Source organism: Microvirga makkahensis (assembly GCF_009830105.1).
GTDB lineage: Bacteria > Pseudomonadota > Alphaproteobacteria > Rhizobiales > Beijerinckiaceae > Microvirga > Microvirga makkahensis.
In genome coordinates, this window is sequence record NZ_WURB01000002.1 from 32,524 (window position 1) to 46,685 (window position 14,162).

At 61.5% G+C, this 14,162-nt stretch carries 16 protein-coding genes; 9 read left to right on the forward strand and 7 right to left on the reverse strand.

Annotated elements, in window-relative coordinates; translation table 11 throughout:
• Positions 1-13 precede the first annotated feature (13 nt).
• A complete protein-coding gene (locus GR328_RS03000) occupies positions 14-349 on the reverse strand; it encodes a hypothetical protein (RefSeq protein ID WP_160883059.1) in 336 nt (111 codons plus the stop codon).
• Positions 346-825 carry a DUF4262 domain-containing protein gene (locus GR328_RS03005; RefSeq protein ID WP_160883060.1) on the reverse strand — a complete coding sequence of 160 codons (480 nt, stop codon included), beginning with the start codon at positions 823-825 and terminating at the stop codon, positions 346-348. Before GR328_RS03005 ends, GR328_RS03000 begins: the two co-directional genes overlap by 4 nt.
• Before the next feature lie 98 nt (positions 826-923).
• Here GR328_RS03005 and GR328_RS03010 point away from each other — a divergent pair, with 98 nt between their 5' ends.
• The gene (locus GR328_RS03010; protein ID WP_160883061.1) at positions 924-1,157 is read left to right on the forward strand and encodes a hypothetical protein; all 234 of its coding nucleotides are present in this window, start codon (positions 924-926) and stop codon (positions 1,155-1,157) included.
• A gap of 283 nt (positions 1,158-1,440) precedes the next feature.
• Here GR328_RS03010 and GR328_RS26795 read toward each other — a convergent pair whose 3' ends face one another.
• From GR328_RS26795 to GR328_RS03020, 3 genes are all read right to left on the reverse strand, one after another.
• Positions 1,441-1,698, reverse strand: coding sequence for a hypothetical protein (locus tag GR328_RS26795; RefSeq protein ID WP_205789708.1), 258 nt, complete (start codon positions 1,696-1,698; stop codon positions 1,441-1,443).
• A gap of 604 nt (positions 1,699-2,302) precedes the next feature.
• Positions 2,303-2,638, reverse strand: a complete 336-nt coding sequence (locus GR328_RS03015; RefSeq protein ID WP_160883062.1) for a hypothetical protein — start codon at positions 2,636-2,638, stop codon at positions 2,303-2,305.
• Positions 2,639-2,728: 90 nt separating this feature from the next.
• A complete protein-coding gene (locus GR328_RS03020; RefSeq protein WP_160883063.1) occupies positions 2,729-3,112 on the reverse strand; it encodes a hypothetical protein in 384 nt (127 codons plus the stop codon).
• Between the two features lie 813 nt (positions 3,113-3,925).
• On the opposite strand from GR328_RS03020, the gene GR328_RS03025 reads away from it, so the two are divergent.
• The 7 genes from GR328_RS03025 to GR328_RS03055 all read left to right on the forward strand — a co-directional run bounded on the left by GR328_RS03025 (position 3,926) and on the right by GR328_RS03055 (position 9,713).
• Positions 3,926-5,725 carry a replication initiation protein gene (locus GR328_RS03025; RefSeq protein WP_160883064.1) on the forward strand — a complete coding sequence of 600 codons (1,800 nt, stop codon included), beginning with the start codon at positions 3,926-3,928 and terminating at the stop codon, positions 5,723-5,725.
• A gap of 168 nt (positions 5,726-5,893) precedes the next feature.
• Entirely contained in the window at positions 5,894-6,202 is a 309-nt protein-coding gene (locus GR328_RS03030; RefSeq protein WP_160883065.1) for a hypothetical protein, read from the forward strand.
• A gap of 48 nt (positions 6,203-6,250) precedes the next feature.
• Positions 6,251-6,598, forward strand: a complete 348-nt coding sequence (locus GR328_RS03035; protein WP_160883066.1) for a hypothetical protein — start codon at positions 6,251-6,253, stop codon at positions 6,596-6,598.
• Between the two features lie 79 nt (positions 6,599-6,677).
• A complete protein-coding gene (locus tag GR328_RS03040; protein WP_160883067.1) occupies positions 6,678-8,216 on the forward strand; it encodes an AAA family ATPase in 1,539 nt (512 codons plus the stop codon).
• Positions 8,217-8,230: 14 nt separating this feature from the next.
• Positions 8,231-8,614 carry a hypothetical protein gene (locus GR328_RS03045; protein WP_160883068.1) on the forward strand — a complete coding sequence of 128 codons (384 nt, stop codon included), beginning with the start codon at positions 8,231-8,233 and terminating at the stop codon, positions 8,612-8,614.
• Positions 8,611-9,411 (forward strand): metallophosphoesterase, encoded by an 801-nt coding sequence (locus GR328_RS03050; protein WP_246215652.1) that lies wholly within the window; start codon positions 8,611-8,613, stop codon positions 9,409-9,411. The genes GR328_RS03045 and GR328_RS03050 overlap by 4 nt, the downstream gene beginning before the upstream one ends.
• Before the next feature lie 2 nt (positions 9,412-9,413).
• Entirely contained in the window at positions 9,414-9,713 is a 300-nt protein-coding gene (locus GR328_RS03055; RefSeq protein ID WP_160883069.1) for a hypothetical protein, read from the forward strand.
• Between the two features lie 544 nt (positions 9,714-10,257).
• On the opposite strand, the gene GR328_RS03060 is transcribed toward GR328_RS03055, so the two are convergent.
• Together GR328_RS03060 and GR328_RS03065 are read right to left on the reverse strand one after the other, a co-directional pair.
• The gene (locus GR328_RS03060) at positions 10,258-10,986 is read right to left on the reverse strand and encodes a hypothetical protein (RefSeq protein WP_160883070.1); all 729 of its coding nucleotides are present in this window, start codon (positions 10,984-10,986) and stop codon (positions 10,258-10,260) included.
• A gap of 208 nt (positions 10,987-11,194) precedes the next feature.
• A complete protein-coding gene (locus GR328_RS03065) occupies positions 11,195-11,656 on the reverse strand; it encodes a hypothetical protein (RefSeq protein WP_160883071.1) in 462 nt (153 codons plus the stop codon).
• Between the two features lie 627 nt (positions 11,657-12,283).
• On the opposite strand from GR328_RS03065, the gene GR328_RS03070 reads away from it, so the two are divergent.
• Positions 12,284-12,745, forward strand: coding sequence for a hypothetical protein (locus GR328_RS03070; protein WP_205789709.1), 462 nt, complete (start codon positions 12,284-12,286; stop codon positions 12,743-12,745).
• Positions 12,746-14,162 lie beyond the last annotated feature (1,417 nt).

Below are 14,162 nucleotides of genomic sequence, written 5' to 3' on the forward strand. Positions count from 1 at the left end.
GTCGGACGACGCGTCAGAGGACAGCATAGGCTCGTCCACTCCGGGACAGGATCACAAACCGGGCCGTGAACACGGGGTCGAAGCCCGGCCTTAATGTGAAAGTTGAATCCCGGAAGGGATTGTAACCGATCTCGGTCCTAACGGTATCGGCGACGTCCTCGCACAGGTCTCCTTCAATCCATGCGTGGACGTTGCGCTGCCCTTCGCGAAGGGCGCGCTGCCTGCCGCCCTCGCGGACGCGCATCGTGCAGGTTCGGAGCATCACCTCGTGACGATGGCCGATGACGCGCCCTCCGCTGCGCACGCTCCAGCACTGCCGCGTCAGGTTCCTGTAGACCTCGACCTTCACTGGCGAACTGGGGGGGCGCCCTCGAGGGCAAGGAGCGACGTCTGCCCAGTGGCATAAGCGGAGTCGCAGCCCTCCTCCCAAGGGAACACGCCCGCGGCGTCAGGGAGGAAGAGCTGCACGCCGTCAAAGGCGCGGCCGAGGATCGCCCGGCCCGCGCTGGAGTGCCGGACACAGGATTTGCGCGTGACCGGCCGGAAGGCAGCCGGACAGCCCTCGATGATCTGGTCCGAAAGCATGGGGTGGTCGAAGCGCAGCCCGGCTTTCACGTGTCCGCCCGTCACGTTGATCAGGGACCGGGCCACGTCGGGATGAAAGCCGACGAGGAAGATTTCGGGGTGGCGTGAGTGCTTCGAAAGGCCGACGGAATAGGAGTAGGACGGCTGGCCCTCGTTGGGGAGGACCCCTTGGACCATCCATCCATATTGCCTGACGATGGCCCGCGCCTTCCGGACGTAGTCGTCAATCCTGTCTGCCATGACGTTGCTTCCTCAGGACCGCATGTCCCGGGATTGTATGCATCAGTCGAAGGATTCGCGGAGCCCGTCCGAAAGTCCAGGGCTCCCGGTCTTGTGGTATGGCCCTTGGCGGGACGGACATTGCCGATGATGCTATTCGACAGGGTGCAGGAGAATGGGCACAAGCCCTGAAAAAAGCTGCGCGGGAGGCCATCGAGCAGGCTCACAGCACTGGCGTTCCCGCCTACGCCGAGCCAGCCAATCCGGCCGGCATCAACCGCGAGATCTCTGACGGCTCCCACCAGCGGATTGAGATCGGCCCCGGCCGGCAGGAAGCCGCCCAGACCGACTAAGCGGTTAGGACGCCAGGATGGCTTTGAGGCTTCCCGCGTCACCTCATAGAAGCGGCTGGTGCATAGGACAGCGAATGAGAGCATCTCTGCGAGGCACTGGAGGAGAGGTCAGCGTACTCCTGCGGGCAGGTGATGCGCTCGTGAAGTCCGTTCACGAGAATTTCCGAGGGTCGCAGTTGCTGCCGATGAGCTGCCATGAGTGACAGATCGTGCATGAGGACTGCTCGAGTCCAATCCTTTGTTTGGTCCGGGTGGTCTCCTGCGTCGTCAAGACCGCGATCCTTCAGCGCAGCATAGCGAACGGCGGGCGCGCATCGCGGATGCAATCCATGACCCACTCATCATAGAGCCTCAGGACCCCCGTAAGGATCCCGCGCCGCTTCTGCACTGCCCGGAACAGGCTCTTCGCGTCGTACAGGGGGTTCCCGACATGGCAATCACGCAGCCAGGCATCGAAGTGGGCGGGGACCTCGCAGGGAATTTCCGACCGCACACCACGGGAGTGGGCCGGCTGAGATCGTCCGATGACCTCTGCCAACATTGGCGATACCGAGCTCGCACTCATCTGGGATTGTGCATTCAGTCCCGCTGCGGGTTTCCAAATCCAATTCTACGGAAATCCCCGAAGCAGGGGAAACTGCTCCGGGTTTGGCTGGACCGGAACCTTTCAATACCCGATACCAACACAATGCAGGCGGCTCTTCGGGTTGCCTAAAGCACGATCTCCCAACCGTGGAGGCTCCAATGCCGGAGCAGGTCCGGCGGTACGACGAGCTACACGGCAAAAACTCTTGAATTCGGAAAACCCCTCTGCGCCCCGAGCAGATCTGCCGTGGCGATAGTTCGCCCTTAGACGTCATTCAAGAAAGCACTTCGAAGGGCGTTCACATCCTCGATGAGAACCGGCAGTGCATGGCCTGCGTAGACATGCTTGGATCGCTGAAACGATCATTTCGGGATTGATAACAGGATTGCGCAATTTGTCCCAAATCTAAATGCAGTGCCGCCACTTTGCCCTAATGCGTCCGAAACTTGGCAGCGCTCAGCGTAGTCCGGGGAGGAGAGGGGGCCGGTGTCACTCGGTGATGGGTCAGAAGCACCAAGTGAAAAACAGAGTAATGCGGGCCAGTCCTCCAAAGCAGGCGTCATTCCGTGAGTGCGTCGACGTTGCCCGGATAGGGAGGCTTCAATGCCCGAGCCAGCCTCCTCTTGGCCTTCCGGCGGCTGAATCCGTTCCGGCAAAGCCGATCCAAGGATTCCTCGTAGAGTGCCAGCAGGAAGGCCCGGACGGACGCCCGGTACTGTCCGCTGCCCTCAAGATGATCGGTGCGGGCTTGGAAGGTCTTGTCGCGCAGCGCGGCGAAGACAGCGCGCTGGACGTCGTCGGCCTCGGGATCACGGGTTTCCCGCAGGCGCTCGCGATATCTGCGCTGCCTCTCGCGGTGCGCCGCCGCCGATTTTTTCCCTGGACTGTCCGCCATCATCGCTTCCCTCCACCCGTCACTCGGTGAATCCTTCTCGAAGGATTCACCCTTGCGCCGCAAGACACGCACCGCCGACGAAAATCCCGGTCAGGCGGTGCCCCTCAGTCGCTCCGGAGTGAGAAGCTTCGGCTTGAGTTTGCCGGAGCGGGCCTTCGCGGTCACGGACCCCGCGACGCCTGCGCGACCGGGAAATGCCTTGAAGAGGATGTTGCGGACCTGGGCGCCTCCCGGCGCATCGGTCGCAAGGATCAGGATCGCGGCGTCGGCGAGGGCCTCGCGGATCATGGCCGCCGTAGGTTCAGGGCGTCCGCTCTCGGCGGCTTCCTTCTCGCGCTGCCTGGACTTGCGCTTCGCGGCCCTCATGTACGCCGCCCGGTCATCGGGTGACATGTCCCGAACGGCCGTCGGCCTGCCCGCCGCTGCAGATTCGAGGGCCCGGTAAAGCGAAGTAATTTGAGCTGAGTTACCCATGACGCGACTTCCCTGTTCCTGACCTGCTCTACGGAAAGGGTCGGTCACCCGCGGCCATACGACAAGTCATGCTTGACGTGTCAAACGCGAAAATGATCGGCTTTCAAACGGGGCCTTCGGCTTTCCCTCGTCGGCTTCACCCTGCTGTTGGACACGAGAACCCGCAGGTCGGCCCCGGAACCTGCACGGGTTGACTGAACGCCTACGGTGCGAGTCTTCCTGAAGGCTGCGCACTGGCTTCCGGGAGGACGTCGATAATCCTCTTCCACGGTGCAAGGATTGGCTCCGCCGTCGGGAAGGGCTGGGCAGAAGGACCCGCGCGAAGCGCCCCAGCCCGGTTCTTCTCACCTTCCGGTCGGCACGATCAACGTCCAGGATACAATCTCGCAGTCCCTGGCCCCACGCGTGCGCGAGCCAACAGGAATCCCAGCCCCTCTTAATTCCGAAAGAGTATCCCCCCTGAAATCTGTTGACGCGGCTGGCTCGCGCATGGCCAGAACCGCGTTATTTTGGTGAATCCACATCCCCGGACTCACTAATAACGCAGCTCCCGACACATCATCCATGGTGCTGGAGGAATCCATCACTGCCCGGATGTCGTTGTCCCCTTAGGGGATCCCGTATTAAACCCGGAAGAATATCCCCCAGGGAATCCGTTGACAGAGTAAGACCTCACATAGCGCGGCGCGGGGTATTTTGGTGAATCGACCCTCCGGCGCCGCGGGGAAACGGTTGCGTCGTTCGCCGCCGGCCAGCACCCTTCCATTTAGGTGAGCGATTTGGAGAGCCGCTCACCTAAAGCGGGAGGGGGCAATGCCAGTCATCGACAACGGGGCACAGGTCATCATCGTCAAAAGTAAGGCGCGGAGCTACGCGCCGGGCGTGCAGGCCGAAAACCTGTTGAATGCGCTTCGGAGTAAGGAGGAGATGGATCGGCAGAACCCCCGGCATCCGAAGCCAAGGACGATGATCGAGAAGGTCCAGATCGTCGGTAAAGACGATCTCACAGCGACCGATGCGGCGCTCTACGAACTCTTCATCGCCTGGGCGCGCGATGAAGATCACAAGCGGGCGCGCGGTCGCGAAAGGGCCGAGAAGGCATCGGCGAGCAAGGCCGAGCGAAAGCGCGACGATCTCGATTTCCCGCGTGACGCGTCCGTTGTCGGCGGCACAGGCGACGGCGCGGTCACGGATATCTATGCGATCCCATACGATGCGGTGCGGGCCTACGCGAACCTGCACGGCGCTGTGGACACACCGGAGCAACTCCTCTCGTGCCTCAACCGGCTGAGCCGGACCACCGTCAGGTACAACGTCCGGGATGAGACGTTCCGGAACCGAGGCGTAGTGAACCTCTTGAATAGCGGGTTGAAGACGAACGAGGCGACCGGGAAGACGGTCGTGGAGTTCTCGTTGCCTCCGTACGTCCATGGCCTGCTGTCCAAGCCGGGGAGCTGGGGCTATCTCGAGCTCCGTGCTTTCGGCAGGTTCAGAAACAAGTACACAGGACGGCTTTATCAACGGCTCGCGCTGATCGCGGGCTACGACAACCATGTCCGTAAGCCACTTGAGATCGAGCCGAGAAAGCTCGCCGAGGAAATCGGGTTCAAATGGACCCGTTACGTCGACTTCAAGCGCAACTGCCTGAATCCCGCACTTGAAGAGATTGAGAAGTGGGTTGAGCGGTTCTTGGTTGACTTCAAAGAAGAGAAAGGAGCCGCGTCCGGGCGTGGCCGTCCGGGCGTCGCGCTACTTCGGTTCACGATGACTCCCCGCGGGGATCGAAAGATTGTCGAATTGTCCGCGCCTTCGATGACGTGGAGCGATGCCAATGCCGCCAAGGCGGGGGATAAGGTCCTCACCCCAGACCAGCTACCGTCGGCTGGTGCCGTTGCCCGCGCGCTCAAGCACATCCGCTTCCCTCACGCCTTGACGGGCGCCGATCTGTCCGAATTCTGGAGGGCCGCCGTTGATGAGGTGCTGGAAGGATTCACGCCATCTCATGCCCCGGCTCCAGGCATGGTGGACGTCCATGGCGAGAGACTGCTGGCATCGATCGAGATGGACGGTGCCGACCAGGCATTTTTCGCATGGGCCGAGGCGTCAGCCCTGACGGGCCGCTTCTTCAGGCGCACCGAGGATCTCTCCATTCCCCGCGATATCTGCCACCTGATGCATCCGAAGTCCCTTGAGCCGACAGAAGGCGAGACACCGGATCAGCGTCGTCTGAGGTATGCCAAGGATACGGCTGCGACAATCGTGTGGGGACTTGCCGGGCTGCTGAAGCGCCGGATGCCGGGTGAACGCACGGTACTCCCAGAGGATGTCATCGACACTTATTGTGACATCGACACACTGCCCTGGTCCCTCGTGTCGGAGCACCTTCCGGACAAGGGGGCCATGCTGCGGCGGGCATTGACGATGATGCTCAAGACCAGGATCGAGCGGCATCCCAAGACGGGCAGGAACCGGGCCGTTCCGGCGATGGGGATTGAGCGACGCCGGGCGACACTGCGGAATCTAGTGTCGGCGACGAGAAAGGAAAATTGGTCTGCGGTCCATCGGATCGCCTGTGCCGTCGTCCACGCACCTGGCGACAACTGTCCCTTCTAGCTGTGGGATCTTTTTCCAGGACCCATTGACGCCGAGTCGCGGGCCCTCTATCTCTCGCGGCCTCAAGGGAGAGCCACAACCGATGAAAGTCCTCTGCATACGCACGGTTTGACACGTCAACCACCGCCCGTCCCGCGGGCGATCTCGTATGCAAGGAAGGATTTCATCATGCCTCCAAGCGGCAACACGCGGCCCCGGCGGCGGCCCCTCGACCTCGGCGAGCTGCGCGAGGAGAGCCTCATCGCCGATCTCATCGCCACACACGACGTTGAACCCGACCTGATCGAGATCTGCCTCGCCCCCGTCCTCAGCCATTGGTCGGTTGCTGAAGGCCCGCGCCTCATCGGCATCGATGAGTGGGGGGCCGTCATCGCGATCGAAGTCTGGGCAATCGCACCTGATCGCCTCTGGGCGACCACGCCCGGCGGCCTCATGCGGCTCTCGCGCAGGTCGCTGATTCCGCTCGAGCGCACGTGATGCTGCCGGTCCGGATTTGGGACATCGTAAAACAGGGGAGGGGACTTCATGATCATCGTTAGAGACGACGGCAGTTTCAACGACACCTTGCTCGACATTGAGATCGCGAGGCTCGAGAGCCTCGTGTCTGATCTCGAGCGGCTCCGCGACGGCGGCGTGCCGGCCGCGGAAGAGATCGCGGCGGCGCCGATCATTGATCAGTGGGAAGTCGCGATGCGCTCGGAGGCAGCTCTCATTGGATTGATCCAAGGGCACCCCAGGGGGCTGTCGATGCTCCGGCCGTCCGTGACGTCTGGCCTCTGGATCATCGATCCGGTGCGTGGGTATGCCCGGACCCTGAGCCGGATTTATGCCCTGGGGCTGCGCCGGGGAGAGCACGCGGGGAGCATCCAGTGACCCTCATACGAGTAAGCAAAGCTATTACCTAACCGCTGGGCGCCTGTGTCCGGCGGATTCCCCGGACTTGAGGTGACCTATGGACGAAACAAGCGAAATCCCGCCCCCCGATTTCGAACCCCTGGAGACTCTTCGCGGATGCCGCACGCCGGCCATGACGCTTGAGGATGCTGTCAAAGGGGTCTCCAACGATCGGCATCGCGAGTTCCTGAAGCAGCTCCGCCAAGTGCTGTCCGATGGTGATGTCGACGCCGCGATCTCGATGCGCGACTTCCTTCTCTCTGAAATCCCCGCATACCGGGACCACGTTCGCATGGCGTGCGCGGTTTCGGGCGTGCCGGGCGAGGCTGCCATCGTCGCTGCGGGCTACGCGGCGATTTGCCAGGACCTCGCCCACTGGCTCAGGAACGATGCGAAGAAGATCCCGCACGACATCCCGGGCGAAACACCAGAGGAAGTCCTTCGCGTCGAGGATCGGCTGCGCGGCGCCGTCGCTGCGGTTGTCGGCTGGGCGGCCGTCGCGGACGGACGGACGGCCGAGGACTGCGCGTCGGATAGGCCCGCTGACAGCGCTTACATGATCGGCGCGATCGTCGAGCGGACGCTGTGGGATGCGGGCGAAGCCGCCGCAGTGCAGAACGCGTTCGAGCGTGGACGGAATCACGAGCGCCGTCTCATCAAGCAAGCCGAGAAAGCGAAGGCGGAAGCGGAAGCGTTGACCGAGCCGGACTGGGCGGTGAACTCTGATGATAACGGTGTCGTTGTTATCCGTTCCGTCGGGTCACCGACGACGGCCGGCGGAGCCGAGGCGATGAAGACCGTCAAGTCAATCTTCCGCAAGCCCCTTCCGCTCGCGACGGCTGACATCGCGGAGCTCGCGGCCGCCCGCGAGACCCTTGTCTGCGAGTTTCCCCACGGCACCTCCGTCATCGACGCGCTACTGTTGGACGTCCAGCCGGGCAGGCCGATCTCGCTGCGGTCGACGGTGCTCCTGGGAGAGCCAGGCGGCGGGAAGAGCCGCCTGGCTCGGCGCTTCCTCGAGGTTCTCAAGATCCCGTACGGCACGGCCGACGCGAGCACGTCCTCCGACCATGGGATCACAGGAACCCGTCGTGGGTGGCACGGGGCGCATCCGTCCCTGCCTGTAACCATCATCGAGCGGACCGGCACGGCCAATCCCGCCATCGTGGTCGATGAGCTCGAGAAAGCGGGTAGGTCATCCGCGGGTTCGATGCACGACGCCCTCCTGTCTCTCGTCGAGCGGAGTACCGCGAAGGCATGGCGCGACCAGTTCCTTGATGCCGACGTCGACGTCTCGCACCTGTCGTGGGTTTTCACGGCAAACGCGCTAGAGGGCATCCCGATGCCTCTCCGGAACCGTCTCCGCATCCTGCGCCTCCCACGTCCTGGCAGCGAGCACATCCCCGCGCTCGCTGCTCTCGTGCTCCGTGACCTGCTCCAGGAAAGGGGTGTCGACCCGGCGTGGGAGCCGCCTCTGGACGGAGAAGAGATCGCCGCGCTGGTCGAATCCTGCGGCGAGAATGTCTCCATCCGCAACCTCAGGCGCTTCGTCGAAGGAATCCTTGATGCCCGCAGGCGCATGGCAACACGGAACTGACAAGGAGGGCCACATTGCTGACTGAGAACCAGATCAAGTCAAACGACTGGACGGCCGAGATCAACGACAGGTTCGGCTGGATGTTCGGCCGCGGGGGCTTCCACGCCGAGTGTCAGGGCGGCTGGCGGCACATTCTCCACGGCCTCTTCGCCAAGATCGACCGGCACGTGCAGGGCGAGGAGCGCGAGGATTTCCAGATCACGCAAGTGAAGGAGAAGTACGGCACCCTGCGGGTGCACGTGTGCGGCGGGGATGACGAAGTCTACGCGTGGATTGACGATGCCGAGATGGAGTCGGGGATGACGTGCGAAATCTGCGCGGCGCCCGGGACGACGGTCAACGACGGATGGATGATGACGCGCTGCCGGCGGCACACACGCAAGAGCGGAGATCAATGAGCATGCGGTTGTGGATCTTCTCGGACCTGCACCTTGAGGCCCAGCCCTCGGTCGACCTCCCCATTCCCGACGCAGACGTCGCGGTCGTGGCGGGCGATGTCTGCAAGCCGATTTGGAAGTCCGTGGAATGGCTCGCGGGCACCATCGCTCCGTACATGCCAGTGGTCTTCGTGGCGGGGAATCATGAGTTCTACGGAGGCTCGGTCGATGGCTGCACGAAGCGCGGCCTCGCGGCGGCGGGGCGTAAGGGCGTCTGTATGCTCCACGACTCGGACGTCGTCGTGGGCGACACCCGTTTCGTCGGCGGCACGTTGTGGACTGACTACGCCCTCGGCGCCGTGAGCCATAGCGGCGGGCGGCGGGACATGGACATCGCCCACGCGATGAACACTTGCGGAAGCCTGCTGGCAGACCACACGGCCATTCACACGGACGACTCGATGCTGGAGCGGTGGCAACCGGAACACGCCCGTGCGGCGCACGTCCGGACCAAGGCCCGGATCGAGGGCGCGCTGCGCGACGGTTCGACGATGCCCACGGTGGTGGTCACTCACCACGCCCCGCATCCCGGCTCCGGCGACAGGCAGTACTGGGGCAGCTCCCTCAACCCGGCCTTCGCCTCGGATCTCTCCGAGATGATCTGGGACTACCAGCCCTGCATGTGGATCCACGGGCACGTGCACAACTCGGCCCTGTACACCGTCGGCGAGACGGTGGTCGTCTGCAACCCACGCGGCTACGGCGACGAGAACCCGGCGTTCGATCCCGGCCTCGTGTTGGCGGTCCCGAAGAGGTGACGATGGCTCTTAGCGATTGGCAGAAGGAGCTCGATGGCTGCGTGCAGGAGGCCCACGGCACCGGGGGCTACGCGATCATCGGCGCGGCAGAGATCCTGTGGAGTGGATGGGAGGGAGACACCGACGCGGTGCTCTTCCGTCTCGTCGACGGAAGAAAAGTCTGGGCAGCCCTCCAGGCGGTGCATGTGGCGCCCGATGACGTGCCGACGGTGCTCCGCCAGCGGGTTACGGCCTACCGCCAGGCGATCGCGGAAACCGAGTCGTTGCTCATAATTGCGGGGAGATGTGACGTGCTGGAGTGATAACCCGACGAGCACGTGCGCGAGCTCCATGGCAGGTCAAGTGTAATTGGTTTCGGATGGGAGCCGGTTCCGTGAGGGAGCGTTCGATCGCACGATCTGGTCGCCGTCTCCATCCGCTACAGAGGCCACACCAGTGGGTGATATGTTAGAAAACAAAGCCTGGAGGCTGCTCGCAGAGGTAGACTGGGGGGATCCTCCCACGTATGCAGCAGTTGACGGGCATCTCCAAGCCCGATCCCCCTAACATGGCTGCGGAGTGCTCTTTCCATGCGGCAGCGCCTGCTGCCAGCCCATCGCCGCATATGCAAGATGATGACGAATTGCTGCGGCGATACGTGAAGCACGAGATCGGCGCTATAATGGTGAAGTGGATCCGGAGCTGGGATCACTGGCAGCTCATTGGCGAGTGCCTCACTTAAAGCCTGCCGGCGATGCATATGGGGAGGACTGGACTGGCTCCCAGAGCTCCATCCGCCTCGGGTGGTGCCAAACTGCTGGTCTGGATGAAGCCTGTGAGGCTGGCTTGGTAGCGAAGGCTCTGCCTTTACTCTTCGTCACCATCCTCGAATTCATCTTCGTCAGCCTCGCACATGGGTTGGCCGTAAACGAGCTCATAGACGCTCGCGAAGTCAGCATTCCAGAATTTGGAGGCGGGACCTTTGACGGATCCTTCCAGCGCCCAATCCGCATTTGGATCTAGTGAAGCGATCTGCATTTCGAGCTCGGGGAACATGAGGCCTAACTTGCGGAAGATCGGCAGGGGCGCACTCCATTCAGTATCGAAATTTACCTCCAGGTCCTCTGGCCACTCCGCTGCGATCTCGGTGTAGATCGCATTGCCCCTTGCACCCCAATTCCTCATCGCCCAATCGGCCGGGCTGTAACATCCGGTGGCCCTCACACACTCAAGGATTTGCAAGGCGGCCTCTAAACAGGAGGGATTGAGACCATCCCGTTTCTGCAAGAGGAGGATGTCCCGGAGCTCCCTGGGTGTCATGAGCTCGAGTTGCTCGATATTGGAGAAGCGCGGACTCAATGTGCGCTGGGAGACATCAATACCGGCTCTTTGAAGCAAGAGTTTTGCCTCGGCCCATTCCGTGAAGGAAAGCGCCTCAATTGAGGATATGATTGATGGTGATGGCGTAATTCTCTCAAAGTCCAGGCAGACTTCTCCAGGACGATCTGGGTCGGTACTGAAGCAGCTCGCCTGGAAGCGCGCGATCTCGTGTGCGCTACCTGACATAGTGAGGATGGATCCAACATGGTTCGACATGATTAGGCCCTTGATTGATGTGTTGAGATGGTAGATTGGCTGATGTTGCTACCTGCTAAATCGAGATAGGCCCGAGAATGCGCATCTTCATTCTGCATAACGCCCAAGGTGAGAGGTTCGGGGTAGGCTGATTGGTGCGTCCAGGCGGGGACTACATCACATTCGTATTCGCCAAGTCGAGTGAAGCAGGCCGGCATTCCTCTACGCGTCAGAGCCATTCCTCGTCTGTCCCAGAATCTGGCGGCGGTTCCCCGTAGATGAGTTCGTAGACCGTATAGAAGTCAACGTCATCAAAGACGGCGTCCTTGCCCGTAACCCGGATAATCACAGCCCGTCCATTCCCCGGATCGGCCGCCATGATGTGAAACTGAAGAGACGGATAGAGCTCACCGAGCTTCAGATATACAGGGTCGGGCGTGCTGGAGGCCGTTCTCAGCCAGAGGACGAGGGAGTCCGGCCACTTCTTCATGATGACCGTTTCGAGTGCGTTCTTACGTGTACCCCAATACGGGAGAGCACACTCGCCTTCACCCTGCAGCGGGATAATGCGTTCGAAATCGAGCTCGGGATCGCCGTCAGGTTCCCAAGCCGTAAAGCAGTGATAGAGGAGGTGTGCGATGTCCATTCTGGAGCCGGTGATGGTCATGATGTTGTCGACAAGACTTGGCATCGGTCAATCCATTCCAGTGAGGAGGGCTTCATGAAGTGAAGTCCGTAAATTCACCGTTGAAAAGCCCCTGTAGGTGCGCATCCGGGATTGGGGTCTAGGTTGAGTGCTGCCACAGGGATGAAGGATTCGCGCAGCCCTGGAACGGGGAACGCTGCCGCGCAACTTGATCTCGGGTCCATAGATGGAGGCGACCAGAGTTGCTCATGATGTCCAACGACTTGGATGGAGATCGACGATTGATTTGCCGTAGATCGATCCCAGCTCGTGTCCCGGATTAAACCACTCACCTTCGCCTGAAGCAGAAGGTCACTACGAGAATCACGGTCATGTAGGGAGGTTGTGAAGTGAGCGATGAGTGCTACCGGAGGCAAGTTTCGGATCGCGCGACCTGCTTGGCTGCATCGAGGAACCTGTATTCGGGGTGATCGTCATGGATGAGACTAGGCTGGTCAGGAGTCCTCTTGTGTCATTTCTGTCACGAGACGTAGCTCGAGCTTAATCCAGGTGTTGCCCCGTTCTGCCAGTCCTACAAGACAGACCCGACTGTATGATTAGGCGCGGATAGCTGTTGTCATCCAAAGCAACTGATGCGTACCATTCCAGAACCGATATTCTTGAGAGGCTGATATGGGATGCGACATCCACTGCTACGCGGAGCGCAGGGTTGGAGATGGTTGGGAGATGATCCAAGGCCTGTATCCGTTTCAGGATCGCAACTACACGATCTTTGCGTTCCTAGCCGACGTCCATAACGAAGTGGGAGTTCAGTCGATTGCTCAGCCGCGTGAGTTGCCAGCTGACATCAGTGACGGCGTGGTTGTCAACTTCTGGCACTGCCGTGATGACGCCCATTCACTCTCATGGCTGAGCATGTCGGAGCTCAATGATTACGATTATGACCGCACGATCAAAGTGGAAAAGCGCTGTGGCCTGATGGCAGCTTATTGCGGCGGCGGGGATGGCGGGGTCAACGATGATGAGGTCGAAGTCACAACGATCCGCGCGCTGCTTGGCGACGCCTTTTTCGATGATCTCCAAGAGCTGAAAGCGCGTAACGCCGAACGTATTGTGTTCTGGTTCGATAACTGATTGTAGGCGACCGTCGTCTCTTGAGCTATCTGTTATCTCGCTCCGAGGAAATGTTGGCCGAAGTAAGAAGGGGAATTGCGTTGTTCGATGTGGGCTCCGACACCTCCCGACAATGACTGATCTTATGCGGGTCATGACTGCAGAGGATCGCTCCTTGGCGACGGCTCGTCCGCACCGAGTATGAGCGCCTCGCCTCCTTGCTGCGAAGCCTGTTGGTTTCGCCGTGATGTTGTGCCCTGACTCCGATCCGGAAGACCGCAACGCTCTGGTTTCGAGCTGATTCCCGCATCCTGCGGTGCGACAGGTCTAGCGGCCCGTGTTGATGGCACTCCTGCCTTGACAGGCTCTGGCATAGGGGGAGGAACGCGAAATAGACTGAACGGCACTGACAGAATCTCGCAGGCCACCGGAAATCTTTTCGGCCGACTGCACCACCAGAGGCGCCAGAAGCGGGGGCCTTGATCTGTTGGCTTCCAAGAGCCACCAGCTTGCTCATCTGCGCGGCCATGAGTTCCAGGGCGGAGTGGAGGCTTTTCAGCTCCGCGGCCCTTCCCGTCATGGCTTGTCCACCTCAGGCGGTAGGGCAGGGGCTGACCCGGCTGGCCGGCACCCGTCCGGAGTAGATAGGTGAGGGGACAGCACGGGCTTGGGGCGGAAGGATTCCGCAGCAAGCGCTTCGGGCTTGCCAAAGTGCGCGCCAGGATATCAGCGGAGTCGCGGGATGGTTTCTCCACCGGGATTGCCAGGCGATCTGAATAGTTCCCCGCCGCTGACGACCTGTGAAGTCAAACGGCGGTGAACGAGCGTGGCTCAGCAACCTCGTGGGATTTGCCAGGGGCAAAGATCGTAAGCCTGATTGCGTCCGAGAAGCCCTTTCTGAATCTGTCTCGCGGACCGGATGGCGTCACCTCACTTACTTTTCGAGGTGGTACGCTGGCGGGAAAATCGCTGCCTGTCTGCTCCCCAGGAGCCATTGCTCTCATCAGTCTGGGCGTCGGTTGCGCCTGCCCTGCCAGCAACATGCCCGTTGCCGCACCGGTCGACAGGTCGATTGTAGCCTAAGCCAGCCCGAAGGTTTCGGCGATCATCTCGGTGGCCGGGCTGCTGACCGGATCCACGGAGTGCCGGCGGCAGTCTGCGGTCGTCGAGAGTTGTGGCATCCGCTCTCAGGGCCTGGATGAAGATCTCGCTTCCCTCACCGGATGGTGATCATCCTCTCAAGGGAGGTCACCCAGTTCTGGGCGCCTGAAGCGTTGCTCCGGGGCAGCGTGAAGCCGTGCCACTGGCTTGATCACACCCTTGGAGGTGCCGATCGCTTTGGGCTGTGCCTGCTTGCTCACTGTTGGGGAGGCCTCTGATCAATCACGCAATCGGGCAGGGGACTGTTCCGCTGACTTGCGGCTGGTTCGCGATCCTG

Coding starts and splice junctions, on each gene's coding strand:
- GR328_RS03010 (WP_160883061.1), top strand. CDS start 924: ATGGCCCTTGGCGGGACGGACATTGCCGATGATGCTATTCGACAGGGT.
- GR328_RS03015 (WP_160883062.1), bottom strand. CDS start 2,638: ATGGCGGACAGTCCAGGGAAAAAATCGGCGGCGGCGCACCGCGAGAGG.
- GR328_RS03065 (WP_160883071.1), bottom strand. CDS start 11,656: ATGCCAAGTCTTGTCGACAACATCATGACCATCACCGGCTCCAGAATG.
- GR328_RS03020 (WP_160883063.1), bottom strand. CDS start 3,112: ATGGGTAACTCAGCTCAAATTACTTCGCTTTACCGGGCCCTCGAATCT.
- GR328_RS03005 (WP_160883060.1), bottom strand. CDS start 825: ATGGCAGACAGGATTGACGACTACGTCCGGAAGGCGCGGGCCATCGTC.
- GR328_RS03055 (WP_160883069.1), top strand. CDS start 9,414: ATGGCTCTTAGCGATTGGCAGAAGGAGCTCGATGGCTGCGTGCAGGAG.
- GR328_RS03050 (WP_246215652.1), top strand. CDS start 8,611: ATGAGCATGCGGTTGTGGATCTTCTCGGACCTGCACCTTGAGGCCCAG.
- GR328_RS03030 (WP_160883065.1), top strand. CDS start 5,894: ATGCCTCCAAGCGGCAACACGCGGCCCCGGCGGCGGCCCCTCGACCTC.
- GR328_RS03040 (WP_160883067.1), top strand. CDS start 6,678: ATGGACGAAACAAGCGAAATCCCGCCCCCCGATTTCGAACCCCTGGAG.
- GR328_RS03070 (WP_205789709.1), top strand. CDS start 12,284: ATGGGATGCGACATCCACTGCTACGCGGAGCGCAGGGTTGGAGATGGT.
- GR328_RS26795 (WP_205789708.1), bottom strand. CDS start 1,698: ATGTTGGCAGAGGTCATCGGACGATCTCAGCCGGCCCACTCCCGTGGT.
- GR328_RS03060 (WP_160883070.1), bottom strand. CDS start 10,986: ATGTCGAACCATGTTGGATCCATCCTCACTATGTCAGGTAGCGCACAC.
- GR328_RS03025 (WP_160883064.1), top strand. CDS start 3,926: ATGCCAGTCATCGACAACGGGGCACAGGTCATCATCGTCAAAAGTAAG.
- GR328_RS03035 (WP_160883066.1), top strand. CDS start 6,251: ATGATCATCGTTAGAGACGACGGCAGTTTCAACGACACCTTGCTCGAC.